Origin of the sequence: Halosegnis sp. (assembly GCF_042216475.1) — an archaeon.
In the GTDB taxonomy this organism is placed as follows: Archaea; Halobacteriota; Halobacteria; order Halobacteriales; family Haloarculaceae; genus Halosegnis.
In genome coordinates this window covers 1-26,368 of record NZ_JBDGTV010000011.1, presented here as the reverse complement: position 1 = coordinate 26,368, position 26,368 = coordinate 1, and the positions used below count along the sequence as shown (strand labels likewise).

26 protein-coding genes, 1 tRNA gene and 3 pseudogenes are annotated in these 26,368 nt (G+C 66.9%); 17 read left to right on the top strand and 13 right to left on the bottom strand.

The features are described 5' to 3' along the window. Positions 1 to 53 precede the first annotated feature (53 nt). Positions 54 to 1,217 (top strand): helix-turn-helix transcriptional regulator, encoded by a 1,164-nt coding sequence (locus ABEJ63_RS07405; protein ID WP_375795718.1) that lies wholly within the window; start codon positions 54 to 56, stop codon positions 1,215 to 1,217. Positions 1,218 to 1,293: 76 nt separating this feature from the next. After that, a tRNA-Glu gene (locus tag ABEJ63_RS07400) sits at positions 1,294 to 1,368 on the top strand. Positions 1,369 to 1,459: 91 nt separating this feature from the next. On the opposite strand, the gene ABEJ63_RS07395 is transcribed toward ABEJ63_RS07400, so the two are convergent. Beyond that, positions 1,460 to 3,004: a TrkH family potassium uptake protein gene (locus ABEJ63_RS07395; RefSeq protein WP_375795717.1), complete on the bottom strand. Its 1,545-nt coding sequence runs from the start codon at positions 3,002 to 3,004 to the stop codon at positions 1,460 to 1,462. Between the two features lie 87 nt (positions 3,005 to 3,091). Here ABEJ63_RS07395 and ABEJ63_RS07390 point away from each other — a divergent pair. Continuing rightward, positions 3,092 to 4,382, top strand: a pseudogene (locus ABEJ63_RS07390) (sodium:calcium antiporter). A gap of 6 nt (positions 4,383 to 4,388) precedes the next feature. Here ABEJ63_RS07390 and ABEJ63_RS07385 read toward each other — a convergent pair. Then, entirely contained in the window at positions 4,389 to 4,865 is a 477-nt protein-coding gene (locus ABEJ63_RS07385) for a YbaK/EbsC family protein (protein ID WP_375795716.1), read from the bottom strand. Between the two features lie 80 nt (positions 4,866 to 4,945). Between ABEJ63_RS07385 and ABEJ63_RS07380 the strand changes: the two genes are divergently transcribed. After that, on the top strand, positions 4,946 to 6,268 hold the full coding sequence (locus ABEJ63_RS07380; RefSeq protein WP_375795715.1) for a glycerate kinase: 1,323 nt from the start codon (positions 4,946 to 4,948) through the stop codon (positions 6,266 to 6,268). Here the strand turns inward: ABEJ63_RS07380 and ABEJ63_RS07375 are convergent, their stop codons facing one another. Both ABEJ63_RS07375 and ABEJ63_RS07370 read right to left on the bottom strand, forming a co-directional pair. Continuing rightward, positions 6,269 to 7,978, bottom strand: coding sequence for an ABC1 kinase family protein (locus tag ABEJ63_RS07375; RefSeq protein WP_375795714.1), 1,710 nt, complete (start codon positions 7,976 to 7,978; stop codon positions 6,269 to 6,271). It abuts the gene before it with no gap. 31 nt (positions 7,979 to 8,009) lie between these two features. Further along, on the bottom strand, positions 8,010 to 8,504 hold the full coding sequence (locus ABEJ63_RS07370; RefSeq protein ID WP_375795713.1) for an AAA family ATPase: 495 nt from the start codon (positions 8,502 to 8,504) through the stop codon (positions 8,010 to 8,012). 79 nt (positions 8,505 to 8,583) lie between these two features. Between ABEJ63_RS07370 and ABEJ63_RS07365 the strand changes: the two genes are divergently transcribed. Next, the gene (locus ABEJ63_RS07365) at positions 8,584 to 8,862 is read left to right on the top strand and encodes a hypothetical protein (RefSeq protein WP_375795712.1); all 279 of its coding nucleotides are present in this window, start codon (positions 8,584 to 8,586) and stop codon (positions 8,860 to 8,862) included. Here the strand turns inward: ABEJ63_RS07365 and queC are convergent, their stop codons facing one another. The 3 genes from queC to ABEJ63_RS07350 are packed head-to-tail and all read right to left on the bottom strand — an operon-like array spanning position 8,863 to position 10,744. After that, positions 8,863 to 9,543 (bottom strand): 7-cyano-7-deazaguanine synthase QueC, encoded by a 681-nt coding sequence (queC, locus tag ABEJ63_RS07360; protein WP_375795711.1) that lies wholly within the window; start codon positions 9,541 to 9,543, stop codon positions 8,863 to 8,865. Next, complete coding sequence (locus ABEJ63_RS07355; protein ID WP_375795710.1) at positions 9,540 to 10,298, bottom strand: 7-carboxy-7-deazaguanine synthase QueE; 759 nt, start codon at positions 10,296 to 10,298, stop codon at positions 9,540 to 9,542. The genes queC and ABEJ63_RS07355 overlap by 4 nt, the downstream gene beginning before the upstream one ends. Continuing rightward, positions 10,298 to 10,744 carry a 6-pyruvoyl tetrahydropterin synthase family protein gene (locus ABEJ63_RS07350; protein WP_375795709.1) on the bottom strand — a complete coding sequence of 149 codons (447 nt, stop codon included), beginning with the start codon at positions 10,742 to 10,744 and terminating at the stop codon, positions 10,298 to 10,300. Before ABEJ63_RS07350 ends, ABEJ63_RS07355 begins: the two co-directional genes overlap by 1 nt. A gap of 81 nt (positions 10,745 to 10,825) precedes the next feature. Between ABEJ63_RS07350 and ABEJ63_RS07345 the strand changes: the two genes are divergently transcribed. From ABEJ63_RS07345 to ABEJ63_RS07335, 3 genes are all read left to right on the top strand, one after another. Next, complete coding sequence (locus tag ABEJ63_RS07345; protein WP_375795708.1) at positions 10,826 to 11,413, top strand: protein sorting system archaetidylserine decarboxylase; 588 nt, start codon at positions 10,826 to 10,828, stop codon at positions 11,411 to 11,413. A 321-nt stretch (positions 11,414 to 11,734) separates the two neighbouring features. Beyond that, on the top strand, positions 11,735 to 12,046 hold the full coding sequence (locus ABEJ63_RS07340) for a hypothetical protein (protein ID WP_375795707.1): 312 nt from the start codon (positions 11,735 to 11,737) through the stop codon (positions 12,044 to 12,046). A 78-nt stretch (positions 12,047 to 12,124) separates the two neighbouring features. Then, entirely contained in the window at positions 12,125 to 12,412 is a 288-nt protein-coding gene (locus tag ABEJ63_RS07335) for a hypothetical protein (RefSeq protein WP_375795706.1), read from the top strand. 3 nt (positions 12,413 to 12,415) lie between these two features. On the opposite strand, the gene ABEJ63_RS07330 is transcribed toward ABEJ63_RS07335, so the two are convergent. Next, positions 12,416 to 14,143: a MutS-related protein gene (locus tag ABEJ63_RS07330; RefSeq protein ID WP_375795705.1), complete on the bottom strand. Its 1,728-nt coding sequence runs from the start codon at positions 14,141 to 14,143 to the stop codon at positions 12,416 to 12,418. 105 nt (positions 14,144 to 14,248) lie between these two features. On the opposite strand from ABEJ63_RS07330, the gene ABEJ63_RS07325 reads away from it, so the two are divergent. The 6 genes from ABEJ63_RS07325 to bioD are packed head-to-tail and all read left to right on the top strand — an operon-like array spanning position 14,249 to position 19,748. After that, positions 14,249 to 15,196 carry a transcription initiation factor IIB family protein gene (locus ABEJ63_RS07325; protein ID WP_375795704.1) on the top strand — a complete coding sequence of 316 codons (948 nt, stop codon included), beginning with the start codon at positions 14,249 to 14,251 and terminating at the stop codon, positions 15,194 to 15,196. Between the two features lie 36 nt (positions 15,197 to 15,232). Next, entirely contained in the window at positions 15,233 to 15,643 is a 411-nt protein-coding gene (locus tag ABEJ63_RS07320; RefSeq protein WP_375795703.1) for a DUF123 domain-containing protein, read from the top strand. Between the two features lie 45 nt (positions 15,644 to 15,688). Then, on the top strand, positions 15,689 to 16,801 hold the full coding sequence (gene bioB, locus ABEJ63_RS07315) for a biotin synthase BioB (protein ID WP_375795702.1): 1,113 nt from the start codon (positions 15,689 to 15,691) through the stop codon (positions 16,799 to 16,801). A gap of 1 nt (position 16,802) precedes the next feature. Further along, a complete protein-coding gene (locus tag ABEJ63_RS07310) occupies positions 16,803 to 17,876 on the top strand; it encodes a transcriptional regulator (RefSeq protein ID WP_375795794.1) in 1,074 nt (357 codons plus the stop codon). A gap of 1 nt (position 17,877) precedes the next feature. Next, positions 17,878 to 19,074: an aminotransferase class I/II-fold pyridoxal phosphate-dependent enzyme gene (locus ABEJ63_RS07305; protein ID WP_375795701.1), complete on the top strand. Its 1,197-nt coding sequence runs from the start codon at positions 17,878 to 17,880 to the stop codon at positions 19,072 to 19,074. Beyond that, positions 19,071 to 19,748 carry a dethiobiotin synthase gene (bioD, locus tag ABEJ63_RS07300; protein WP_375795700.1) on the top strand — a complete coding sequence of 226 codons (678 nt, stop codon included), beginning with the start codon at positions 19,071 to 19,073 and terminating at the stop codon, positions 19,746 to 19,748. The genes ABEJ63_RS07305 and bioD overlap by 4 nt, the downstream gene beginning before the upstream one ends. Here bioD and ABEJ63_RS07295 read toward each other — a convergent pair. The 5 genes from ABEJ63_RS07295 to ABEJ63_RS07275 form a co-directional block, all read right to left on the bottom strand. Then, positions 19,745 to 20,596 carry a DMT family transporter gene (locus ABEJ63_RS07295; RefSeq protein WP_375795793.1) on the bottom strand — a complete coding sequence of 284 codons (852 nt, stop codon included), beginning with the start codon at positions 20,594 to 20,596 and terminating at the stop codon, positions 19,745 to 19,747. The genes bioD and ABEJ63_RS07295 overlap by 4 nt on opposite strands. Before the next feature lie 117 nt (positions 20,597 to 20,713). Continuing rightward, positions 20,714 to 21,205 carry an SRPBCC family protein gene (locus ABEJ63_RS07290; protein WP_375795699.1) on the bottom strand — a complete coding sequence of 164 codons (492 nt, stop codon included), beginning with the start codon at positions 21,203 to 21,205 and terminating at the stop codon, positions 20,714 to 20,716. A 58-nt stretch (positions 21,206 to 21,263) separates the two neighbouring features. After that, positions 21,264 to 21,692, bottom strand: coding sequence for an HTH-type transcriptional regulator LrpA1 (lrpA1, locus tag ABEJ63_RS07285; protein WP_375795698.1), 429 nt, complete (start codon positions 21,690 to 21,692; stop codon positions 21,264 to 21,266). Positions 21,693 to 21,753: 61 nt separating this feature from the next. Then, a complete protein-coding gene (locus tag ABEJ63_RS07280) occupies positions 21,754 to 22,689 on the bottom strand; it encodes a thiamine pyrophosphate-dependent enzyme (RefSeq protein WP_375795697.1) in 936 nt (311 codons plus the stop codon). A gap of 1 nt (position 22,690) precedes the next feature. Then, a complete protein-coding gene (locus ABEJ63_RS07275; RefSeq protein WP_375795696.1) occupies positions 22,691 to 24,577 on the bottom strand; it encodes a 2-oxoacid:acceptor oxidoreductase subunit alpha in 1,887 nt (628 codons plus the stop codon). 206 nt (positions 24,578 to 24,783) lie between these two features. Between ABEJ63_RS07275 and ABEJ63_RS07270 the strand changes: the two genes are divergently transcribed. From ABEJ63_RS07270 to ABEJ63_RS07260, 3 genes and pseudogenes are all read left to right on the top strand, one after another. After that, the gene (locus tag ABEJ63_RS07270; protein WP_375795695.1) at positions 24,784 to 25,506 is read left to right on the top strand and encodes a DICT sensory domain-containing protein; all 723 of its coding nucleotides are present in this window, start codon (positions 24,784 to 24,786) and stop codon (positions 25,504 to 25,506) included. A gap of 344 nt (positions 25,507 to 25,850) precedes the next feature. After that, a pseudogene (locus ABEJ63_RS07265) lies at positions 25,851 to 26,072 on the top strand (helix-turn-helix domain-containing protein); the annotation flags it as partial. Between the two features lie 131 nt (positions 26,073 to 26,203). Next, a pseudogene (locus tag ABEJ63_RS07260) lies at positions 26,204 to 26,368 on the top strand (RNA-guided endonuclease TnpB family protein); the annotation flags it as partial.

Sequence of the window (26,368 nt, the reverse complement as noted above, 5' to 3'; positions counted from 1 at the left end):
TCGCCGCGCCGTTCCGCGTGCATTTATACCCGTTCCCGTCACACTCCCGGTAGATGACGCGGGCCGCCGCCGTCGTACTCGTATGTCTGCTCGCGGCCAGCCTTGTCGCCGGCGCCGCTGGCGGGACGGCCGGCGCCACGGCTGCCCGCCCGGCTCCCCTCTCGCTCACCCAGCAGGACTTCGACCGCACAGAGTTCCGCCTGACTGTCTACGCTAACGGCTCGACACGGTGGATGTTCTCCTTCACTCAGTCGCTCGAGAACGAGTCCGAACGGACCGCATTCGAAGACTACGCTGACCGATTCAACACCGAAGAGACGGAACTGTACACAGATTTCGTGGCCCGGGCCGACCAGCTGACCGCCCAGGGGACGAACGCCACGGGCCGACAGATGGAGGCGCGAGCGTTCACACGGCGCGCGTACGTCGATGAGGGACTTGTCGGCGAGGGCGACGAACGTGGCGTCGTCCGGATGTCGTTCCTGTGGACGAATTTCGCGCGGACGGACGGTGACCGGGTCGTGATTGCGGATGTCTTCGAGGGTGGCTTCTACATCGGCCCGACGCAGACACTCGTCGTCAGCCACGGACCCGAGCTTGCCTTCCAGGAGGCACAACCGGCGCCCACCTCTCGTAGCGATGCCGATTCGCTGGCGGACAGCGACTCGGTCACCTGGGAAGGCGAGCAGTCGTTCAACGACAATCGCCCGCGGATCGTCCTTGGGCCGCCAGATGGGACGCCGTCTGACGGGACGCCCACAGATGGTACCACGCCGACTGCCACGCCGACTGCCACGCCGGCTGGTACGCCCGATCTCGGCGCGATTCCGTGGCTCGCGTTAGTGGCGGTACTCCTGCTCGGGGTCGCGGCCGCCTACGTCTACCGAGCCGGCGCGCTTGAGGGCGGCGTCGGAACCGACGACGGCAACGGGGGGGCGGCTGGGGCGGCGGCGCCCGATATCAGCGACGAGGAGTTGATGAGCGACGAAGACCGGGTCGTCTCGATGCTGGAGGAACGGGGCGGCCGGATGAAGCAGGTGAACATCGTCGAGGAGACCGGGTGGTCGAAGTCGAAAGTATCGATGCTGCTGTCGGACATGGAGGACGAAGGCCGCATCTCGAAACTCCGGGTCGGCCGCGAGAACATCGTATCACTGGCCGGCGAGGAGCCGGAGGCTGCTGGCTCGCCGTTCGACGACGACGAAGGTGATGGGTGAGAAACCGCACCACGGCGTGCCCAAAGCGCAACCGTTATACCCCGGACTGCGCTACACTTCGCTGAGTTCCACCCGTGCTCTGGTGGTGTAGTCCGGCCAATCATATTGCCCTCTCACGGCAATGACCAGGGTTCGAATCCCTGCCGGAGCACTCCAACTCAACTCCTTTCGAGATTAGATGGCCAGCGACAGAACCTCGACATCTTCCTACCCTGAATAGGTGGGCTTCCGCTTGCTACGTGTCACTGTTGCCAGAATGACGGCGTGAGCACGACCAACACTGACACGACCTCGAGCCGGCCAATCCACATCAGGAACACCATGTAGAGCTTCGCAGCCGGCGAGAACGGCTGGAAACTGTTCATCGGGCCGACGAGGCCGAAGCCGGGGCCGATGTTGCCGAGCGTGGCGATAGCGACACTCATCGCCTCCAGCCCCGACAGCGACACGCCGGGCGTGCGAAGACTATCCAAATACAGCAGTATCGTCGAGAGCGCAAACAGGAGCACGAACAGGAGCACGAACGCGAACACGTCTCGGAGCGTCTCCTCGTCGACCACCTCGCCGGCGAACCTGATTGGCCGAATCGCCTCCGGGTGAACGGCCGTGAACAGCGACCGCGCGATAGCCTTCTCGACGAGCAGCCACCGGACGATCTTGACCGAGCCCGCAGCCGACCCGGCGGAGCCACCCAGGAAGTAGGCGAACAGTAAAATTGTCTTCGCGGACGCATCCCACGTGTTGAAGTCCATGCTCGCGTAGCCGGTGGTCGTCACGATAGCGAGCACTTGGAACAGCCCCTGTCGGAGTGCGCGTTCGGCGTTGCCAGGAATACGCGCCACATTCTCCGGCGTCGACGCCAGGCCCACTCCGAGGAACAACAGCGCCGACAGGACAACTCCGAACGCGCCGGCAACGAGCAGGTAGCCGCGGAACTCTGTGTTGTCGGTCAGCTGGCGCGGTCGACCGCGGAGCACGTACCAGAATAGTGCGAAGTTCGTGCCCGCCACAATCATGAACGGCATGATGGCCCATTGAATCGCCGGCGAGAATGCCTCGACGCTGCGCGCCTCCGGGGAGAAGCCGCCGGTCGGCAGCGTTGTGAACGCGTGCGCGACGGCGTTGTACAGCCCCATGTTGGGGGCCAGTCCCGCGAGGTGGAGCCCATAGTAGACGAGGGCAGCCAGCACGGTGAACCCAGCGTAGATGCCCCACAGTGCCCGCGCCGTCTGCTGGATCCGCGGCGTCAGCTTCTCGAACCCGAGTCCAGGCGATTCCTCGCTGATGACCTGTGCCCCGCCGACTGACAGCTCCGGCAGAATAGCAACCATCAACACGAGGATTCCCATTCCGCCGAGCCACTGGGTGAGTTGACGCCACATCAGCATCGCGTGGCCGTGCCGCGCTACAGAGATCTCGCCGAGCACCGTCGCGCCGGTCGTCGTGAACCCGGACATCGACTCGAACAGCGCGTTGACTGGGCTGGCGACGGTCCCCGTGCCAGCGACGAGATACGGGATGGTCCCTGCGAGCGGCACGGCCAGCCACGCGAGACTCACTAGCAGGAACGCCTCCCGGTTGCCAAGGTCCGCACCGGAGTGAATCTGTTCGAGCAGCCAGCCGCCGCCGACCATCACGGCCGCCGCCACGACGAACGGGAGCGGGTCCTCGCCGTAGCCGACGGCCAGCGCCAGCGGGACGAGCGGTGCGACCCCGAGATACTTGAGCACCGTCCCGACGACGGCGACGCTCACCCTGTAGTCGACGTAGCTCGTCCCACTAGCCATCGTGCGTTCCCGCACTCGCCCAGCGAGGGAATACGCCTTTCGCCGCGGCCCCGAAGGCCTAATTGTCGGGGCAGTCCGGTTCCCAGCATGCGAGGCCGACTCCGACACCCACTGGTCGCCCTGGCGGCCGTCGTCTCACTTACCGTCCCGTGGCTCGCCCTCCGTGGCTTGGGGCTCGTCCCGACGCTCCCTGTCTCGGCTGTCATCCTGACCAGTGGTATCGCTGTCGTCGGTGCCGCGTTCGTACTGACGTGGGGCGCCGAGACGACTGAAGTGGACGTGCCGCGTTCATTCGCGCTGGCTGTCCTCGCTATCATTGCCGTCGCACCGGAGTACGCCGTCGACGCGCTGTTCGCGTGGGAGGCCGGCCAGTTCGCCGGGACCGCGCGCGGGACCGAGGCGGCGAATCTCGCGGTGGCGAACATGATCGGCGCCAACCGCATCCTCGTCGGCCTCGGCTGGTCGGGGATTGCGCTGTATGCTATCTACCGCGCCCGGACCGCCGCTGACGCGAGCGTGCTGTCGCGGGACGGCTTCCTCGCGGGCGCCGTCCGACTAGAGGATCGGCATCGAGATACTCTTCCTTGGGGCGGCGACGGTGTATGCGCTGTTCATCCAGCTCGGTGGCGGTATCGACGCCCTCGACGCGTTCGTGCTCGTGAGTATCTATGCCGCCTATGTTGTCGTCATCCTCCGAGGGGAGTCGACCCACGAACCCCAGCTTGGCGTGCCCGGCTACCTCCAGCGACTCCCTCGCTCCCGCCGGATTGCTGCCGTCCTTCTCATGTTTGTCTTCGCGGGTGCGGTCATCCTGCTGGCGGTGAAACCGTTCGCGAAAGGGCTGGAGACGCTCGGGCCACGAATCGGGCTCTCGTCGTTCTTCATGATTCAGTGGGTTGCGCCGCTGGCCTCGGAGTCCCCCGAGTTCATCGCTACCGCCTATCTCGTCCGGAAACTGCGGACCACCTCGGCGTTCAACGCGCTCATCTCCTCGAAATTGAACCAGTGGACGCTACTCATCGGTACGCTCGTCGTCGTCTACAGCGCGTCACTCGGTAGATACGACGTGTTGAGCTTCAGCCTGAAGCAGGCCGGCGAGATCTGGCTGACGGCCGCCCAGAGCTTCTTTGCGGTGACGCTGCTCGTCAACTTCGAGATTAGCATCCGGGAGGCACTCGCCCTGCTGGGACTGTTCGCAATCCAGTTCCACCCTGTCTTCCAGACGTACGAGGGGTTGCTTGCGTACAGCGTCGTCTATCTCCTGCTTGGCGCGGGCGTGCTGGTCGTCCGCCGCGACCAGCTCCCGACCGTCCTCGCGCAGGCTCGCGAACACAGCCGTCGCGGCGGCCCGGCACCCACACCGCCCAGCGAAGACTGAAGACGGCTACTCGGCCACGTCAGCGACGGTCGCGTCAGCGAGTTCGCGCAGCTGCGCCGGGGCGATTGGGAACACCGCCTCGGGCGTACCTGCGGCGGCCCAGACCGTCGACTGGTCGGTGAGCGTCTCATCGAGATAGACCGGGAGTGGTCGGTCGTGACAGATGGGCGGCACCCCGCCGATTGCCCAGCCGGTCGCCTCGCGTACTGTCTCCGGGTCGGCCATCGCGACGGCCGTAGCGGGGACGCCCATGGCATCTGCCAGTTTCGCCTCGTCGACCCGGTTGGCCCCGGAGGTGACGACCACGATGGGGTCGCCGTCGGCGAGGAAGACGAGGCTACTCGCGATCCGTGCGACCGCACAGCCGATGGCCTCGGCGGCATCGGCGGCTGTGCGCGTCTCCTCAGAGAACTCCTCAACCGAGAGGTCGACGCCATACTGGTCTTTAGCACGGCTGCGGAACTCCTCGGCGCGTGGGTGCATACCCTGGCGCACGTTCTGTCTGGACAAACCGGTTCCGCTCCGTCGACAGCTTTCTGCCCACCCGGCCCCACCTCCGACCAATGACCGACCGCCTCCACGAGATTGCCCGGGCGTGTCTCGAGGCTGGGATTGACGCCGCCCACCCAGAGCGGGTCGTCGGTGACGCCGTCACACACGAACAAGGCACGCTCGCGGTGGGTGGACGACCGCCTGATGGTGGGCCGTCCGCCGACCGGGTCCGCTACCGGCTTGCAGACTACGACCGGCTGCTCGTCGTTGGCGGGGGAAATGCGGCCGGCACGGCAGCTGCGGCACTTGAGACGGTGCTCGGCGACGCCATTGACGACGGGCTCGTGGTTAGCGATGTCCCGGTACCGACCGAGCGGATCGATGTGTGCGAGGGGACTCATCCGGTTCCCGGCGAGTCGGCGGCTGCGGCCACCAGTCGGTTGACCGACCTGCTTGCCGATGCCGGCGAGGATACCCTGGTCGTCGCTGTGGTGACCGGTGGGGCGAGCGCGCTGCTGCCGGCGCCCGCCGAGGGACTTACGCTCGCCGACCTGCGGGCGACGACGGAGGCGTTGCTGGCTAGCGGCGCGGATATCCACGAGGTGAACGCTGTCCGGAAACACTGCTCGGCGTCGAAGGGGGGTGGTCTCGCAGCACGGGCGGCCCCCGCGACGGTGGTTGCCTTGCTGTTCAGCGACGTTGTCGGCGATGACCCGGCGGTCATCGGGAGTGGGCCGTTCGCGCCCGATACGTCGACGCTCGCGGACGCCCGCGCCGTGCTCGACCGCTACGACGTGGACGTGCCCACGGCGGTGCGCGACCACCTCGAGACGGCCGCCGAGACGCCCGGCCCGGATGACTCGACGTTCGCCAGCGTGACGCCCCGACTGCTCGCAGATGGGGATACCGCCGCGGCCGCCGCGGCCGAGGCGGCTGGTGACCACGGCTTCGACCCACTCGTACTCTCGACACGGGTGCGTGGCGAGGCGCGAGAGGCGGCGACAACGCATGTTGCCGTCGCCGAGCAAATGCGTGCGACTGGCGATCCAATCGCACCGCCGGCGGTCGTCGTCTCGGGCGGAGAGACGACCGTCCGCCGGGAGGGAGCCATGGCCGGCACGGGCGGGCCGAACGCGGAATTCGCGCTCGCAGCTGCGCTCGAACTCGACGTATCCGAGGCCGTCGTCGCCGCTGTCGACACGGACGGAATCGACGGCAATGCCGAGACAGCGGGCGCCAGCATCGATGCCGACACGGTCACCGACGAGACGGCTGCCCGCGCGGCGCTCGAGACACATGATGCCGCCGGCTACCTGGAGGATGTCGGCGCGACGGTCCATACTGGCCCGACAGGGACGAACGTCAACGACCTGCGAGTGGTTGTCCTCGCGTAGTCACTCCCGCTCGCGACCGACGGTCCCGCCGGCGACCCGTGCGCTCACCTGTACTGAGCGGCTGCTCGGCTGTCGGAACGAGCGGGCGAGCCAGAGAAGACCACCACCGGTGGCGACGGCCAGCCCTCCGGCCGCCCCCGGGCGGCCGAAGGCGAGGAGCGTACTCGTTGCCAGTCCGCCGACCCCGACGCCGATACCAAGTCCGACGCGAGCGACCAGCCGACGCAGCGGCCCAGGGTCGTCGGCGTACAGGAAGGTGACGTCGGTGTCGCCGCGGGCGACGGAGTCGAGCGTCGCCTCAGCGGCTGGCGGCACGCCAAGAAGGCCGCCGACTGTCGCCCGGGCCGCTCGCTCGATTTCTTCGCGCGCCAGCCCCGTCGCGTCGACATCACCGGCGCCCCGCTCGCGGAGGAACGACGTCACCGCGGCGACAAAGTCGAACTCTGGGTCGAGCGTTCGCGTCACCCCCTCAAGGACCGTCGACACCCGGACGATGAGCGCGAGATCCTGCGGCAGCCTGAATGGGAAGTCGCTCACGTCGCCGACCGCCGCCTGAAACTCGCGGACGTACTGTTGGATCTCGTCTTGGTCGAACGGCTGGCCGCGCAGCTGCTCGATGACCAGCCCGAACACCTCACGCATGAGCGCGCGATCGGCGTCAGGGTCGAGCGCTCCCATCGCGACGAACGCGTCGATGACGCGGTCGATATCGTCGGTCGCCAAGCCGACATAGAAGTCGAGAATCTGCTCGCGACGCCGCTCCGAGAGGCGCCCGACGACGCCAAAGTCGTAGAAGATGATGGCGCCGTCCGGGCGGACCGACAGGTTCCCCGGATGTGGATCGGCGTGGAAGACGCCGTCCTCGATAATCATCTGGAAGTACGCCTCCGAGAGGCGCTCGACCAGTGCTGTTGGGTCGACACCCTGCGCTCGGAGCGCGTCCACGTCGGTTATCTTGCTGCCGGCGATGTACTCCATCGTGAGCACGCGCTCGGTCGACCGGGCTGAGACCACAGGTGGAACGACCACGGTCGGCTCGTCGGCGAAGTTCTCGCGCACCTCCTCAAGACGGGCAGCCTCGGCCGCGTAGTCCATCTCACCGCGGATGGTGGTTGCGAACTCCTCGGCGAGGTTCTCCATCGTGAACGCCTGGCCCGGTGGCGCGAACCGGACAATGATGGGGAGGAGTGTCTCCACAACGACGAGATCAGCCGCCACCCGCTCGCGGATGTTCGGCCGGAGTACCTTGACCGCTACCCGCCGTCCCTCATAGGTAGCCGTGTACACCTGACCGAGCGACGCACCACTGATTGGCTCGGTGTCGAAGTCGTCGAACGTCTCCGCGACCGGGCCCAGTTCCGCCTCCACGACCGGCTCGATGCGGTGCCACGGCTCGGGCGGCACCTCGTCTTGCAGGCTCGACAACTCCTCGATGTACGCCGGTGGGAGGAGATCTGGCCGCGCAGAGAGAATCTGTCCCACCTTGATGAACGTCGGCCCGAGGTCCAGCAACGTCGCCAGCAGGTACTCTGCCCGGCGGCGCTGATCATCGACTGTTACCTCCCGGCTCCGCCCGAGGAGGAGAAAGCGCTGGCGGTCGCGAGCGTACGCGACCGCGAGCGGGAAGAACGCCCGCAGGACGGCGACAAAACGGCGGACCGTCCGTAGCGTGTTCGGCTCCGGGCGGTCGGCTGGGTCACGGGCCGTCACTGTCAGTCATTGGATGCCCCTGACCAAGTGCCTATCCTTCGAAGATGTAGTCGAGTTGCGCGCGTGTCTCGGCCAAGTCGCCGGAGTTGTCAACGACAAGATCCGGGTCTGCAACCGGTTCGTACGTGGTGCGGAACTGCTCGTAGACGGCGACATCGGCGTCGCTCGCGTCATCGCTGCGAGCCCGGATGCGCTCGCGGACGACGCCGTCGGCACACTCGACGTGGACCAACCGGAAGCGAGCACCGGCGTCGGCAGCCGCCGCTCGAGCATCCGCGCGCGCCTCTGCCGTCGGGAACGTCGCATCTAACACGACACTTTCCTCGGCAAGCCGACTCTGTGCCCGGTCGAACAGCCGCTCATACACCGTCGCCGTCTCGGCGTCGTCGTACGTCGGGTCGGCGAACAGCTCCTTGCGGAGGACGTCCGTGCGGAGGTGGGCGGCGTCGAGCCGGGTGGCGATCTCTGCTGCGACGGTCGTCTTCCCCGTGCCGGGGAGACCGCAGACGGCCACCAGGGTTTGCACGCTTCAACTTCCGCCAACGACCACTAAGCCGTTGTGGAACCGCGCCACCGTTTTGCCGCCTCGGTTCCCCTGCTCAGACGTGTACCGCTCGCCTGCCATCAGAACGATGTGCGAGGACCCGACCCCGGGCGCAACTGCCCGTCTCGCGGTCCGGCTCGGCGACGATTCGGCCGAAGAGCCCGTCCGCGCGGCGCTTGCGGCCCACGGCACTGTCGAGGGGAGCACGCGATTCGGCACACTTCACGCCCGCGTGCCGGAGCCGGCGGTGGCGGACCTGCTTGCGACTCTCGAGACGGAGGGTGTCGACGCCGTCGAGACCCGCACGCGGGTGAGCGAGGAGACGGGCGCCGAGGAGTAGCTACGTGTAGTCGGGCCGCTCGGCGTACTCGATCGGGTCGGTCGCTCCGGCCCGCTGGAAGGCCTGGAGCCGGTACGCACAGGCATCGCACGTGCCACACGCCGGTGCCTCCGACCGGTAACACGACCACGTGTGTTCATACGGGACGCCGAGTTCGAGGCCCCGCTCGGCGATGTCTGTCTTCGACCACTCCACGAACGGCGCCTGGAGGGTAATCTCCGTCTCGGGCTTCGTACCGACATCGACGACTCGCTGGAACGCCTCGAAGAACGCCGGCCGACAGTCTGGGTAGCCAGAGAAATCCTCCGAGTGGGCGCCGATGAAGATAGCCGAGGCATCGTTGGCCTCCGCGAACGAGACGGCCATCGCGAGCAGGTTGGCGTTGCGGAACGGCACGTACGTGTCGGGTACCTCCTCGTCCGCAAGGTCGGCGTCCGGGACGGCCATGTCGTCGTCGGTAAGCGACGAGTCACCCAGCTTGGCGAGGTGGTCTGTTTCGACGCGGCACAGCCCCGCGTCGACCGTTTCGGCGAGCCGGCGCGCACACTCGTACTCCTTGGCTTCGGTCGCCTGCCCGTAGGAGGTGTGCAGACACAGCGGCTCGTGGCCTCGCTTCATCGCCTCGTAGACTGCGGTGGCGCTGTCCATCCCGCCGGAAACAAGAACGACAGCCCGGCTCATCGTTCCGGGGCGTCGTTCCACAGTGTGACGTGCAGACGGGGCGTGTACCGGTAGCCGTACTCCTCGGCGAGCGCTGCCGCGACGGGGCGGGTCTCGGCCAGTCGCCCGCGGGTGGCTCCTTCGGGCATCAGCAGGATGTCTGTATCGCGCACCTCAGTGCGCGTCACGCCCCGGAGATCGGCCACCAGCGACTCGATTTCGGGCAGGTCGTCCCGCTCGGCAACAACGAACTTGAGCTGGAACGGATAGGCGTCCACCAACTGAGCGAGCGCCTCGAGATCGATCCGTCGCTCGTCGTGGTGATCGGCCCACTCGCCATCGCCCGCCGGGTCGCGCTCGGGCGTCGGCGTGCTGTTGGCCAGCTTCGGACTGATGCTCGCAAGGTCGATGTCGGCGTCGACGAACCGGGTCCCGTTCGTCTCGACGGTCGCGTGGGCGTCGACGGCCGCCAGCAGGTCGACTGCGGCATCGTGGACCAGTGGCTCACCGCCAGTCAGGACGAGATGGTCGGGGTCGCGCTCGGCGACGGCATCGGCTATGCGGTCGACGCTCATCCACGCGCCGGTCGGCTCCCACGAGGTGTGATACGAGTCGCAGTACCAGCAGCGCAGGTTACAGCCGCTCGTGCGCACGAACGTCGACGGAACGCCCGCGAGTCGCCCCTCGCCCTGGAGAGAGGCGAACAGTTCGTTGACAGGAAGTGCTGGCCCCTCCGGAGCAGTCTCACGCTCGGGCGCTGTCTCGGAGACGGGCATCAGCGCGCCTCCAGTTCGCCCGTCTCGGCCACCGCCACCGAGACGTCTGAGATGGTCTCGGGGAGCCGCTCGGCCAGCCGCTCCTCGAGCAGCACGGCCATCACCTCGGCCGTCGGCGGCGCGTCCAGCACAACGAGCGCGTCGCCGTCACCTGCCTCGCGGAATGCCTCCACGAGTGGATCGCCCGCCTCGAGAAGGAACATATGGTCCCACTCGTCGACGATGCTCGTCACGACGCCCTTGTCGACGACCCAGCCATCCTCGCCGAGCGTGCCCGTCACCTCCACCCGTATCTCGTAGTTGTGGCCGTGCGGCCGGGCGCATTTCCCATCGTGATGTCTGAGCCGGTGGCCTGCAGAGATGCGCAGTGGCCGGTCGCCGCCGACGACGAGCGTCCGCTCGCCGCCCCGCGCCGCCGACGACTCCCCGAGTGTGCTTCGAGTCATATCCGAGTCTTATCGAGCGCACGTATGAACGTGTCCCACCGCGACCGAAGCGGGTAACCCGCTGCCGCTACTGGCCGCCGTATGGACCTCGCGCCGGGGACCTGGCGGCTGGCGACGCCGCTGTTTCTCGCGGCTGTCCCAGCGACGGTGGTCGCCCTGCCGGCGGGGCTCGCCCTGCTCGCGCTCGGGGCTGCGACGCTGTGGTTCCACCGTGACCCGCCTCGGCCGACCGGCGATGGCGTCGTCTCGCCAGCGGACGGTACCGTCTCCGTCGTTCGCACAGAGGAGGGTCGGATCCGCGTGGGCGTCTTCATGTCGCCGCTGTCTGTCCACGTCAACCGCGCGCCGCTGGCTGGGCGGATTCGCCGTGTCGAGCGGGTGCCCGGCGCCTACCGGCCAGCGTTCTCGAAGGATTCTGACCGCAACGAGCGGGTCCGCCTCGAAAGCGACGACTGGACACTTGTGCTCATTGCCGGCTGGTTCGCACGCCGTATCCACCCGTACGTCTCGGCCGGCGACGACGTTACGCCCGGCGAGCGGGTGGGCCACATCAGCTACGGGTCGCGTGCGGACGTGCTCATGCCGCCCGACGTCGAGCGGGACCACCTGACCGTTGCAGAGGGCGACGACGTCCGCGCTGGTGAGACGCTCGCGCGCCGGCCTGATTGAGATACGGTAGCACGCCTCGGCAAAAATTAATATAACTCCGCTGAACAGTTGGGGTGAACACGGCGCACGGAGGCTCACCATGCTCACCACTTCTACCTTCATCGACGACGGCGCGTTCCTGAGCGTCGCCGCTATGCTCGTCGCCGGGAAGTGGCGGGTCGTGGGCGCCCGTGTGTCGACCCCGACCTGCGCCGCATAGGCGGCGACGTCCCGTCGGCGGCGGGTCGGGGACGCCCTTCTTCGACGCCACCGTCACAGCCACACGGCCGCGCAGGCGGGTCCTATCACCACCCCACCTACCCCCGAGCAGTCGGTGTCCACATGGACGCGCGTTCGAATCGCGCCGGGGGCATCATGTCAGTCCAGCGACCTACCACCGAGGTCGAGACCGCCGTCCAGCTGCGTGTCCCACGCGGCGAGGCTGGCTCGCTGCAGGACGGTGTCCGAGCGGTCCTCGCCAGTATCGACGCCGTCCGGCAGGTCACCGTGCATGACATCGGTACGGTTCGGCCCGACGCGTTCGACCTCTACGTTGACGCGACGGCCCGCGTCGAACTCGCGGCCGAGAACCCAGCCATGACGCTCGCGGACGGCTTCGGCGTCGTCACGGTCGACCGCTGTGAGGTGCGGTAAGATGACCGGGCCCGACGCCACGCCGGCTCGCCATTCGCATCGCCCGCCCACCGACTCCCACCCAGATCGACACTCACCATGTCACGACCCCGACGCAGGCCCGACCCCACCCGACACAACTGTACGCACCCAGCGACCGCGGCCGCCGCCACGATAGTTGCCGGCGTGCTGTTCGTCGCCCTCCCGCTGCTGGCCGTGCTCGCGCCGGGTCCGACGCTGGCAGTCGTTATCGCCGCGAGCGCAGCGCTGTTCCACTACGGCGCGCGTCGGCCGACGGTTCGCGATCAGCTGCCGACCCCGGTCGAGACAGTCGTCGAGACGCGCGTGCAACCGAGCGAGACCACGACAACGGCCGATGCCGACTGACCTTTAGCCGGTCCAGCGGGCGTCTGCAAGCGTGCGCTGGACGGCCTCTTCGCCGACGGCCGCTGCGAGGTGTTCGTAGCCAGCTCGCTCGGCGCGCCCCTCCGCTTCTGCGACAAGCCGTGAGACGATGAACTCCGGTGTCGACTTGCCGAGCTGGCCGAACCGCGGCTGGTAGTCCACCTCCAGCTCTAACTCGGCTGTCAACCCCTCCGCGAAGATGCCGTCCACACGGGCCGCGTCTGGCAACGGCTCGAGGTCCTCTGCGAGATGGGTGACGAAGACGCCCAGCGCCGCCCGGTCGACGGTCAGTGTCACCAGCCCGTGGAGCAGGTCGGCGGCTCGGCCGGGCTCCGTGATGGCCTCGAACTCGTCGACAAGCATCAGTGTCCGTCCCTCCTCGGTCACGGGCGGAACGACCGACCGAAGCGTCGACTCCAACACGCCTGCATTAAACGAGGCGTGCCGGCGGTGGAAGACGACGCTGTCGACCAGTCCCACTGTCGCCTGCTCGGCGGGAACCGGGAGCCCCATCAGTGCCAGCAGTTGCACCTGACATAACGTCTCGAGGACGGTCGTCTTCCCGCCCGAGTTCGCCCCCGTGAGCACGGCCACCCGGTCGCCTGTGGGCACGTCGAGCCCGTGGTCGCCGACAGCGTAGTCGATCGGCTGGACTGTCTCGCCGGCCGCAACGAGTTCGACGTTGCGCGCCCCCGTCACCGCCAGCGCATCACCGTCGGTTAGCGTCGGCGTTGTGAGGTCGTACGCACGGGCGAACCGCGCCAGCGAGACGAGAAAGGCGAGTTCCTCGACCGCCTCGGCGGCCGCATCGAGTGGCTCCCGGGCCTCCTCGACGGTGGCGTGGAGCCGTTCTGCGACCGTCGTCTCGCGCTCGTCCACCTGCGTCCGGAGTTCTGTTGCCAGCGCGCGCAATCCCTCCGTCACGAACGTCTCGGCATCACGTGCGTCAGTGGGCACGGCTGTGCGCACTTCGTCGGTCGACAGACCCGCCTCGTCGGCGACGTGGCGGACGAACGCTGACTGAAACTCCGCAGCGTCGCGAGCGGCCGTCTGGACCGCCTCTATCACGCTCTCTGGATCAGCAGCCATATCCTCGACGCGGCCGAGTGCGTTTCGGAGTCGGTCGAGTTCATCGTCAGCCCCGGCTCCCAGCCGGTCGCCGTCGAGCGCGCGCAGAGCGACGGCCGCCTCCGCGAGTGCGTCCGTGTCTAGTGCCGCCACGGGTGCGAACACGCCCGTCTCGACGCCGGTTTCAGAGAGTGCGACAGCTGTTTCCGCGGCTGCGCGCTCGCCGTCCCCGTCGTGATGCTCGAACGCCTCCAGGACGGCTGCTCGTGTCCCCTCGTCAAGACTGTCCCAGGTGTCGACCGCCTCCTGTACTCGCTCGAGGCGCTCCTCCATCGCCGCGCGGTCGGTCAGCGGTGTCAGCACGCGCACTCGGTCTGCTGCCCGACGGGTCACCGCGTGCTCCTCGGCGCGCGCGAGCAGTTGTTTGTAGACATCGCGCGCGTCACGCGTCGCCAGCGTGTCCAGGCCCGCACCACCGCTGGCCCGCCGGAGGATGCGGGTGGCCCGTCCTGGCGAGAGCCCAGCGTCGACGAGTGCTCGCGAGTCGGCACTCTCGATGGCCTCTACGGCCGCCTCGACGCCCAACTCGGTGGCGAGCAGGTCGGCTGTTTTCGGGCCGACGCCCCAGTACTCCTGTAATCGCATGTGCGATATCTCCCGCGCGGTGGCCAAGAACCCCCCGCCGTCGAGGCGTCATGACTTCCGTTAACAAAGGGTTTATAATGAGAGTATCACCAGAACATAAGCGTAATGGCAGGGCCCACACGAACGCGGGAGCGTGCGAGCGAGACGGAAGACGAAACCGAAACCGCCGGCTGCCCGGAGTGTGAGTCCGATTCGCTGGTGAAGACCGGCGACGGGGAGTTGATGTGTGACGACTGCGGGCTCATTCTTGAGGACGAAAATATCGACCGGGGACCGGAGTGGCGCGCGTTCAACCACTCCGAACGCCAGTCCAAATCTCGGGTGGGTGCCCCGACCACCCAGACGATGCACGACAAGGGGTTGACGACCCAGATCGACTGGAAAGACAAGGACGCGTACGGCCGCTCGATCTCCTCGGAGAAGCGCTCACAGATGCACCGACTGCGGAAATGGCAGGAGCGCATCCGGACGAAAGATGCCGGCGAGCGGAACCTCCAGTTTGCACTCTCCGAAATCGATCGGATGTCCTCGGCGCTGGGAGTCCCCCGGTCGGTACGGGAGGTGGCGTCGGTCATCTACCGGCGCGCGCTCGACGAGGATCTCATCCGTGGCCGCTCCATCGAAGGGGTTGCCACGAGCGCGCTGTATGCGGCCTGTCGACAGGAAGGGATTCCGCGCAGCCTCGACGAGGTGGGCGAAGTGGCCCGAGTCGAGCAGAAGGAGATCGGCCGCACCTATCGCTACATCGCGCAGGAACTGTCGCTTGGGCTGGAGCCGGTCGACCCGGTCCAGTATGTCCCGCGGTTCTGCTCGGAACTCGAACTGAGCGAAGAGGTCGAGCAGAAGACCCGCGAGATAATCGAGGTGACCGCCGAACAGGGGATGCTGTCGGGCAAGTCGCCGACAGGATACGCCGCGGCGGCCATCTACGCCGCCTCGCTGCTCTGTAACGAGAAGAAAACACAACGAGAGGTCGCCGACGTCGCACAGGTCACCGAGGTCACCATCCGCAACCGCTACCAGGAGCAGATCGAAGCGCTGGATATCCACTAGCTGAACGCTTTTTTCCGTGGCCCCCGTTCCGCCGGCGTGACCGGCGGCACCTACACACTGCTCGTCGAATTAGAGGGTGACGCCGCCATCGAGGCCGGCGCACTCGGGAGCCACGCGTTCCCGGCCGGCTGGTACGCCTACACGGGAAGCGCGCTCGGGTCGGGGGGCTTCGCCCGCGTCGAGCGCCACCACGAACTCGCGGCCGGTGCTCGCGAGACCCGCCACTGGCACGTCGACTACCTGCTCGGCCACCCCGATGCCCGCCTCGATGCGGACATCCGGACGGCGGTCGACGCGGAGTGTGCTGTCGCCCGCGCACTCCCCGAAGGGCCGGTCGCCGGCTTCGGCGCCTCCGACTGTGACTGCCGGAGTCACCTCGCGTACGCACCTGACCGACAGTCGCTCGAGCGGGCGGTCCAGGCGGCCCACGGAGCGGCCGACGGATGAGTGACCACCGGAACTATTACGGGCTCGTAAACCGCGGTAGTCGTCGTGGTTTACGAGACGGGAAATCGGACGGTCGACGAGGCGGTGCGTCGGGTGCTGGACGGCGAGTCGCTCGACCGGACGGACGGGCTGGCACTCATAGCCCAGCCGGTCGAGGATCTCGCGCCGGCGGCGGACGCCGTGCGCGCCCAGTTCGGCGACGACACTGTCGACGCGTGTAGTATCGTCAACGCGAAGGCGGGCAACTGCGCCGAAGACTGCGGCTTCTGTGCTCAGTCGGTCCACTTCGACACCGGCATCGAGACGTACGGCCTGCTCGATCCGGAGGAGATCCTCGCGGCTGCGAAGCGGGCCGAGCGGGACGGCGCCCAGCGGTTCGGCGTCGTCGTCGCCGAAAAGGGCGTCAGCAAAGAGAAACGGCCCGAGGAGTGGGCGGACGTGCTTCGGGCGATTCGGCTCGTCCGCGACGAGACAGACGTAGAGGTCGACGCGAGTCTCGGCATCCTCACCGAGGAGGAAGCCGAAATCATCGCTGCGGAGGGAGTCAACCACTACAATCACAATATCGAGACCTCGCCGCGGTACTTCCCCGAGATTGTCTCGACGCACTCCTTCGCGGACCGTGTCGAGACGCTCGAACGGGCGAAAGCCGCCGGGATGGATCTGTGTGCAGGCGTCATCCTCGGGATGGGAGAGTCACCCACCGACCGTATAGACGCCGCGCTGGCGCTCCGGGACGTCGGTATCGAGTCGCTGCCTGTGAACATCCTCAACCCCGTCGCGGGGACGCCGCTGGGTGACGACGACGGGGCCGACATCACGACAGCGGAGATCATCAGGACCGTCGCGGTGTACCGGCTCCTCCATCCGGAGGCACGGGTCCGGCTGACCGGCGGTCGGGAGGCAAACCTCGATGCCGACGAGCAGCACCTTCCGTTCGAGGCTGGTGCGGACGGCATCCTGACAGGCGACTATCTCACGACGGACGGGCAGTCACCCGGCGACGATATCGAGGTCATCGAGCGGGCGGGATTGGAGCCGAACAGAGAGACGAACGAATTCGACCCCGAGGCGGTGAAGTCGGGGGCTGTCGACGACCCCGCGGCGGACGTAGAGACGGCTGCAGGGACGGCGACGAGCAATGCGACTGACGACTGATATGGATACGATAGAGTTTGCGGTACTGGGAACCGGTGGTATCGGCCGACGGACGCTTGAGGTCAGCACGCAGAAAGACGAGTTGACGCCGGTGGCTGCCTGCGACCGACACGGCGTCGCGCTTGACCCGGACGGCCTTGATGTCGAGGAGTTGCTGGACGCGACCGAGGGGAACATCGCTGGCGACGGTACCGGCGACACGGACGCCCGGACGGACGGCGGCGCAGCCGTCGAGCGGGGCGACGGTGTGAAACAGCACGGCGCCGATGCCGGCATCGTCGCCTCGACGCAGGGCCAGCGAGTCGCCGACCCGATCGGCGAGATTGTCGATGCGAGCGACCGGCTCGATGCCGTCCTGCTCGCGCTCCCCAACCTCGAACACGACTTCATCCCGCGGGTGGCAGAGCGGTTCGCCGATGCCGGCTACGAGGGTGTACTCGTGGACGTGCTGAAGCGATCCCGGGTCATCGGAATGTTGGACGACCGTGAAGAGCAACTCGTCGACGCGGGCATCACCTTCGTCTGTGGCGCGGGGGCGACGCCCGGCTTCCTCACTGGAGCGGCGGCGCTGGCCGCCCAGTCATTCGTCGAGGTGGAGTCGGTCGACATCCGCTGGGGGGTCGGCCTCAAGTCGGGGTACGAGGACAACCGCGGGACGGTTCGTGAGGATATCGCCCACCTAGACGGCTACGACATGGAGACGGCTCGCGAGATGAGCGAGGCGGAGATCGAGGCCGTCATCGACGAGCACGACGGCGTCATCGAGTTCGAGGATATGGAGCACGCCGACGACGTGCTGCTCGAGCGGGCAGGCATCTGCGACGCGGAAGATGTCACCGTCGGCGGCGTGCTCGACGTGCGCAACGACGAGAAGCCCGTCACGACGACGGTGACGGTCACGGGCCGCACGTTCGACGGTGAGCGTGCGACCAACACGTTCGAACTGGGCGACGAGACGAGTATGGCCGCGAACGTGAACGGGCCGGCGCTGGGCTATCTCAAGGCAGCCGTCCGGCAGAACCGCGCCGGTGACTACGGCGTCTTCGGGCCGGCAGAACTGATGCCTGGCTTCTGAGATGGCCGGCCGCGAGGTCCACGATTCCGACCACGCTCAGCCCCACGGCTTCGACCTCGGTGCGCGTCGCCGTGAGCGGGCAGCCAGCGGTCTTCAGCGCTCGCTGGAGCCGGCTGCCTCCGTCGCCCCGCGCACGCGGGTTGCTGGCGCTGAGCGGCTCGTCTTCGCCTCTAACAACTATCTCGGACTCGCGACCGACGAGCGGGTCCAGCAAGCCGCCGCCGAAGCCGCCCACGAGACGGGCGCCGGTGCGGGCGCCAGCCGGCTTGTCACCGGCGACACCGACTGTCACCGCCGGCTGGAGCGCGCGCTTGCGGACACGAAGGGCACAGAGCGGGCGCTCGCGTTCTCCTCTGGATACGCCGCCAACGTCGGCACACTCACCGCGCTGGACCCGGATGTCGTCTTCTCCGACGCGCTCAACCACGCGAGTATCGTCGACGGCTGCCGGCTGACAGGGGCGGACACGGTCGTCTACGACCACTGTGACCCGGCGAGCCTGGCGGCGGCGATGCGCGAACGGGCCGATCAAGACAGTCACGGCGAATCTTGGCTCGTGGTGACGGACTCGGTGTTCAGCATGGACGGTGACGTGGCCCCGCTTGCGGCACTGTGTAACGTCGCCGAACGCCATGGGGCGTGGCTAATGGTCGATGAGGCACACGCGACCGGCCTCTACGAAGACGGCGGTGGCATTGTCGAACGCGAGGGGCTCGGCGACCGGGTCGACATCCGGCTGGGGACACTCTCGAAGGCACTCGCCAGCCAGGGCGGCTACGTCGCTGGCTCCGAACAGCTCGTCGACCACCTCATTAATGAGGCCCGGTCGTTCGTCTTCTCGACCGGGCTCGCGCCCCCGGCGGCCGGCGCTGCCCGCGAGGCGCTTCGCATAGCCCGCGACGGGGCGGTTCGCGACCGGCTGTGGGAGAATGTCGCCCGCCTGCGCGAGGGGCTGACAGCCCTCGGCTACGAGGTACGCGGCGAGACGCAGATTCTTCCGGTGATGGTCGGGGACCGCGCGGACGCGACGGGCCTCGCGGAGTCGCTCCGCGAGGCGGGCGTTATCGCCCCGGCTATCCGCCCGCCGACGGTGCCGGAAGGGACCAGCCGGCTTCGCGTCGCGCCTACCGCCGCGCACACGCCCGCCGAGATCGACGCGTGTCTGGCCGCCTTCGAAGCGGCCGGGGGGTCGCCGTGAGCGGCTTTGCCGTCGTGGGTACGGGGACCGGTGTCGGCAAGACGGTGGTGACGGCTGGCCTCGTCGGCTGGCTGCGCGCGGCGGGTCGGGAGGCGCTTGCCGTCAAGCCCGCCCAGACCGGCTACCCGCCGGACGACGACGCCGGCTACGTCGCCGATGCCTGCGGTACCGACGCGGCCGCGACCTGTCTTCGCCGGTTGGAACCCGCGCTCGCACCCGAGGTAGCTGCCGACGTCGCCGATGTCGAGCTGTCGTATGCGGCGCTTCGCGAGGGTGTCGAGACGGCCGTTGCCGGCGCCGACCCCGGTGTGGTCGAGGGTATCGGTGGACTCCGGGTACCGCTCGCGGACGGCCGCGAGGTGCTGGACCTGGTCGCCGACCTCGAGCTTCCGGTGGTCGTCGTCGCCGACTCCGGGCTCGGAACACTCAACCACTCCGCGCTCACCGTCCAGGCGGCCCGCGAGCGCGGTCTCACTGTGTCAGGGGTCGTTCTCAACCGCTACGAGGGGGCGACCCTCGCCGAGCGGACGAACCCTGACGTGCTTGCCGAGATGGTTGACGCGCCCGTCCACACGCTCCCCCCGCTCGAGCTGACGACGCCTGCCGATGCTGTCACTGGCGTGCGCGCCCACCTGCCGGCTGACGTGTTCCCGGACGGGTACGGTCCTGACTAACTGCGCGCCCGCGCGGTGACGTAGATGCCTGCAAGCACGACAGCCCCACCTGCCAGCGTGACCGCGCCGGGCACCTCTCCGAGTATCACCAGCGCGAGCAGCGTGCTCCCGACAGGTTCGCCGACCAGCGAGACGCTCACGACGGAACTCTCGACGTGTGCCAGCGCCCAGTTGATGACCGTATGGCCGAACACGCCAGGACCGATGGCCATCCCGAGGAACAGCAGCCACTCGCGGGCGGGGTAGGCGACGAGCGGAGCCTCCTGCGCGAGCGAGTAGCCCAGCAGACCGGCCGCACAGACAACGTAGACGACCAACACGTATGGGACGAGCGCCACCCGCTGGCGTACCGACCGGCCCGCAAGTACGTACGCGGCCGCGAACACGGCGCCCGCCAGCGCGAGCGCATTCCCCATGAGCGGCGCGGGCGCGACGGCCGGCCCGAGCAGGCCATCGAGACTCATCAGGCCGGAGCCCGCGAGCGCGACGCCGATACCCAGGGCCGTCCGCCGGGAGAGTGGCTCGTCAAGCAGGAGTGCAGCCCCGACCGCGACGAACGCCGGCTGGGTCGTCACGAGTGTGACGCTCGCGGCCACGGTGGTCCGGTCGACGGATTCGAACCACGCGGCAAAGTGGGCCGCCAGTGCGACGCCAGCCAAGAGGGCCGACAGCAGGTCGCGCCCCCGGAGCGCCCGAAATTCCGACAGTGACCCCCGTGCCAGCGGGACGAGCAGGAGCCACGTGAACGCCACCCGCCAGAACGCCATCGGGCCCTTGGGCGCCGAAGAGAGTCGGATGAGGATAGCGCTCGTGGAGACGGCGACGACCGCCAGCGCGAGCGCGGCCATCGGCGGCGTGCGTGCCTCAAGACGGGCGACCAGCGACACGGTCGCACCTGCGGTGGCGCCGGCTTGAGTGTGTCCCAACGCGACCGGAACTCTTCGGCCTTCGAGCGGGGGAGGATATCAACCTTCTAATCGGCGCTTCGTCTCGCGGTGCCGGTAGCGGAACATCGGCTCGAAGCCGACCGGGCCCGACAGCGGTGCGATAGCCGCGCCGAGCGACCCACCCGGTAGCCGGTACTCGACACGGTCGGAGACGAGCGTCTCTCCGTCGGCCGCGTAGAAGCGGTGGGTGTGCTCCCAGTGAGGAAATGGGCCGTCCTCCATCGTGTCGCGGAACATCGCTCGCCCCGCTTCGGCGTCGTACTCGCGCTCCGTGATGACGGATGTCCACGACTGGCGCGGCGCCACGCCGAACGGCGCCAGTGACATCTCAATACGGGACCCCGTCTCGAGCACATCCGGGTCTGGGTTGCCGTCCGGCCCGAGTACGCGCTCCACCTCGAGATTCATGAACCCCGGCGTCAGCGCGGTGAGGCCGGTCACCCGCGAGTGGAACTCCCAGACCTCTTCGAGGGGTGCGTCGACCCACGTCTCCCGGTGGTAGGTAGGCATGCGCGAGGAGAGGAGCGGCCGCGGGAAAACGCTCGCGGTGGAGCCGGAGTGTCGGCGGCTACTTCAGCCGCTCCTGCAGGAACGACGGGTGGGCCTCTTCGACGCCCTCGACGGTGAGGATCTGCTCGGCGATGACTTCGCCGACCTCGTCGCCGTCCGTCCCGCGCACCTCCGCCATCAGCGTGTGGTCGCCCGAAGAGGCGTACAGCGACTCGACGGCCTCGAGGTCGGTCAGTGCGCGCGAGGCCTCGACGTACTTCTCGCTTGCCACCTCGATGCCGACCAGTGCGATGGAGCGAGCCGCCAGTTTCTTCGGGTCGACGTCCGCGGAGTAGCCGACGATGACCCCCTCTGACTCCAGTTTGTCGACGTACTTGCGGACGGTGGGCTTGGAGACGTCTGCCCGGTCCGCAATCTCGGCGTAGGAGGCCTGTGCATCGTCCTCCAGCACCGAGAGGATTCGGTCTTCCGTGGTGTCCGCGCTCATACCACTCTTTTTCGCGCCACCGGAAAAATATCTTCCGTATCGGAAAACCCGCGCCGACGCCTCAGCGGTGGGCGTCGAGCAGGTCGTACGACCGCTGCCACTCGTGGTCGTCGTCGAAGTACTGCTCGGCGATTGGCTCTGCTGGCATCGCGTCCGTCTCGATTTTCTCCTCGTGATACGAGCGGCGATCCTCCTCACGGTAGTAGCGGCCCGTCAGCACCTTGCCATCCCACAGCGCCGACTCGGTCTCGTACATCGCCTCGGCAGCCTCGCCCCGCTCGGTGACGTCGAAGTCGTACTCGTCGCTCTGCTGGATGTCGATGTACGGGACGTACTGCTTTGCGTCCTTGTTCCACGTGGGACACTGGGTGAGAAAGTCCACGTGCGAGAAGCCGTCGTGCTGGATGGCCTCGATGAGAATCTCCTTCGCCTGGTTCGGGTTGACCGCCGCCGTCCGGGCGACGTAGCTCGCGCCGGCCGACAGCGACATCGACAGCGGCCGCAGGGGGTCCTTCGCGGAGCCCTGGGGCTGCGTCTTCGACTTGTGCCCCTTCGGGCTCGTGGGCGACGTCTGGCCCTTCGTGAGCCCGAAGATCTCGTTGTTGAACACGATGTAGGTCATGTCGTGGTTCTCCCGGGCGGTGTGCATGAAGTGGTTACCGCCGATGCCGTAGCCGTCGCCGTCCCCGCCCGCCGCGATGACGGTCAGTTCGGGGTTCGCGAGTTTGGCAGCGCGGGCGACCGGCAGCGACCGGCCGTGGATGGAGTGGAAGCCGTAGCTCTCGAAGTACGAGGAGAGCTTCCCCGAGCAGCCGATGCCCGTCACGAGCAGTATCTCCTCGGGATCCAGCCCCAGTTCGGCGGCGGCGCCTTTCAGCGCCTTCAGTACACCGAAGTCACCACAGCCCGGACACCACGTCGCCTGTGGCTCGATCTCGGGCGTGAATTCGTCCTGTTCTACCTCGCGGTCCGTGCCGATTGCGTTGAATGCGCTCATATCAATCACCCGTGGCCGGCTGGAGGCGAGCGGACGTCCGCTCGAACTCCGTGCCGTTGATGCTCGCTTCGAACCCCTCGATGATCTCGCCCGGCTCGAAGGGGTTGCCGTTGTACTTGCGGAGGCTCGCCATCTTCTCGCCGAACCGACCCAGCTCCTTCTTCACGAGCCCCTCGAACTGCCCGGTTGCGTTCATCTCGACAACGAGACACTCGTCGACGGACTCGAGAAACGCCGCAATCTCGTCGGTGGCCAGCGGCATCAGGTCAGAGACGCCCAGCGACTTCACGTCGTGGCCCTCGGCCCGCAGCCGGTCGACAGCCTCCTCGACGGTGCCCTGCTGGCTCCCGAATGTCATGATTCCGTAGCGGGCGTCCTCGTCGCCGTGATACGACTGATGAGAGGTCTCCGTGAGATCCTCCGCGATGGACGACAGCTTCTGGATACGGCGATTCATCTGCGCCACCCGGTTGTCGGGATCTTCCGAGATATGTCCCTCCGGGGTGTGTTCGTTGCCGCTGGCGAGGAATCGCCCACCCCGTTGGCCGGGAATCGAGCGGGGTGAAGCCCCGCGCTCGGTGTCGTGCTGGTAGCGTTTGAACTTCCCCGAGGCGTGATGGGCTGCCTCCGCGAGGTCCGACTCGGTCAGTGTCGTCCCCGGGTCCGGGTTCGGCTCCCGGTCGAAGAACGATGCGTCGACGTTGCGGAGCTCTCCGGAGAGCTTCTGGTCGTACAGGACAATCGCCGGCAGGTGGTAGTCGTAGGCGAGTTCGAACGCCTTCCGTGTCTGGTCGTACGCTTCGGCGACGTTGCCGGGCGCGAACACGACCCGACAGGAGTCTCCCTGGCTCGTGTACAGAACGTGCTCAAGGTCGGCCTGCTCTGGTTTCGTCGGCATCCCTGTCGACGGCCCGGCCCGCATCGCCTCCACGAGGACGACGGGGGTCTCCGTGATCTCTGCGAGGCCAAGCGGCTCGGACATGAGCGCGAAGCCGCCGCCCGAGGAACCGGACATCGACTTGACGCCCGCGTGTGAGGCCCCCAGCGCCAGCGCGGCCGCGGCGATTTCGTCTTCGACCTGTTCTGCGACGCCGCCGAATTCGGGGAGATACTGGCTCATCAGCGTGAACACCTCCGTCCACGGCGTCATCGGATAACCGGCGATGAACCGGCACCCCTCGTCGAGTGCGCCGTACGCGATGGCGTTCGAAGCCGACAGCAGCACCTGCTCTTCGTCGTGTGTCCCCGTCGGTACGGAAAGATTGTGAGCTTGCTCTTCGCCGGCCAACTGCTCGTAGGCGTCCTCAAGCACCTCCACGTTCGCCTCGTAGACGTCCTGTGGCATGCTCTCGGCCATCAGTTCCTTGAAATACGAGAGGTCGATGCCCAGCAGGGCGGCCGTCGCGCCGACGCCCGCCGTGTTGCGCATCACCTCGCGGCCGTGCTCTTTGGCGATGGCTCTGAGATCCATCGGGTACACGTGCCAGTCGTTACGCTCGGCCCGCTCGTCGAAGTCCTCTGGAAGGTCCGCCTCGTCGAGCAGCCCGGAGTCGTAGACGATGATGCCGCCCTCGTTGAGTTCATCGAGGTTCTCGGTGAGCGGCTTCACCTCCTCCGTGCCGTAGTAGGCGTCTTCCTGAGGGTTGCGCGCGAAGGAGTCACCCAGCGAGAGTAGGAAATTATAGCCGTCGCCCCGCGATTTCACCGGTTCGTCGCGAGCGCGCACCTCGACGTACGTGTGGCCGCCGCGGATGCGCGACGGGTAATGTCGATGGGTGAACACGTGGAGACCGGCACGCATCAGCGCCTTCGTGAAGTTCTGGCTCGTGGAGTCGATTCCGTCGCCGGAACCGCCCGCGATTCGCCAGACGAGTTCGTTTGCTGTCATAGTAACACCGGCGTCTGAACGCCTTACCGGTACTCGGTGGCTCCCGACCAAAAGAGTTTGTGAGTCTTTAGCAAAGGTTAATAATGATAAAGGTGTATTAACCGTGTTCAATAGCCCCGTGAGCGACGATAACCCGGCCGCTGCCGGCGCGTTTCGGCCCACCCATAAGTATATATGGGTGAGTACCGTGGCCCCAAGTAAGCGGGATGTCGCTCAGCGAGCTAATCACCGGCGTCGAGGACCACGAGAAGACGCTCACCGTCTTCAATAGCGACGCCGATACCGTCGAGACGCTGCGGGCCCAGTTCGGTGACCGCAATCTCACCGTCCGTGGCGAGTCGACCGAGAGCGGCACGCCCGAATCCTACGTCGTCCTATCACAGGACGAAGAGTTCGTCACTGCCGCCGCCGTCAAGGATGTTCTCGGCGGACGCGACCAGCCGGACCCGGGCTTCGACTCCGAGAGCTACCGGCCCATCCTCGATCATCTCGACGAGACGATGTTCACCTCCTACGATACGGAGCAGATGATCGCGGCCTCTCGGGAAATCGAAGACCGGGCCTGGCGGCTTGGGGCTGGCGAACTCTACGCCGGCTTTCAGAAGCTGTCCATCCTTGAGCCACAGATGGATGTCTACGAGCGGCTCTCCTCGAAGGATGATCTCTCGGTCCACGCGTACGCCACCCCCGACACGGAGTCGGTGCCGGATCACGGGAGCAATCTCACCATCCACGTCGAACGAGCCGAGGAGATACGCGACTCCTGGTTCGTCGTCTACGACGGTGGCGGTGACGATGTCAACAAGTGCGCATTGGTCGCCGAGGAACGGGAGCCGCGGGCGTTCTACGGCTTCTGGACCTATGACCCGGAGACGGTCGACTGGCTCCTCCAGTACCTGAGAGCCACCTACGGACTTATCGAACAGTAGGAGGGCGGCATACCGCCGTATGAGGCAGTCGGGTCGTTAGCTGAATACAGGCGCTAAGCCCCCTTCCTCAAGGAGCAACGCAACGAGCGAAGCGAGTGAGTAGCGCAGTAGGGCGGGGATACAGCGCCGTCATCATCTGCCCGTACACTGTTCTGTTGCAGGCTCACAGGCCAACGTCTACCGAAGCCACTATACGTGTAGCGTGCATGCTATGCATTACGGTGAAACGCAAGACAATCACTATTCGGGAGGACCAAAATGAATGGATTGAGGATCAACACCTCAATCTCTCGTCGTTCGTCCGCGAGCAGTTGGACGACCTCATCGAGGAACGCGAGTAGCGGATGTACTACGCCTACAAGTACCGTCTCGAGCCGTCCGACGCCCACCGCGCGGAGTTGGACCGCCACCGCGATATTTGTCGGCAATTGTACAACCACACGCGCTACCGCCTCAACGAATACCAAGACGAACACGGCGAACTGCCGTCGATGACCACCCTGCGGTCGGAACTCCCTGATCTCAAGCAGTGGTGGGACGACCTCTCCGACGTGTACTCGAAAGTTCTCCAAACTGCTCTGTTGAATAGCGATCTCTGAGCCGTAAGAGATACTGATTTTGAGAGCATGAGCCACAACCGCTCATACACCGACCCAATTGCTGTACGCCTACCCAAGCACCGCTATTCAACAGAGCACTCCAAACCGTCGTGGAACGCCTATTCGACAACCTCAACGGACTCTCCAAACTCAAGGAGAACTGCTACGGCGTCGGCCAACTCAAGTGGAAACCGCCACGGGAGTTCCGTAGTTTCACGTACAGTCAGTCTGGCTTCAAGCTCGACAAGAAGGGCGGTCAGACT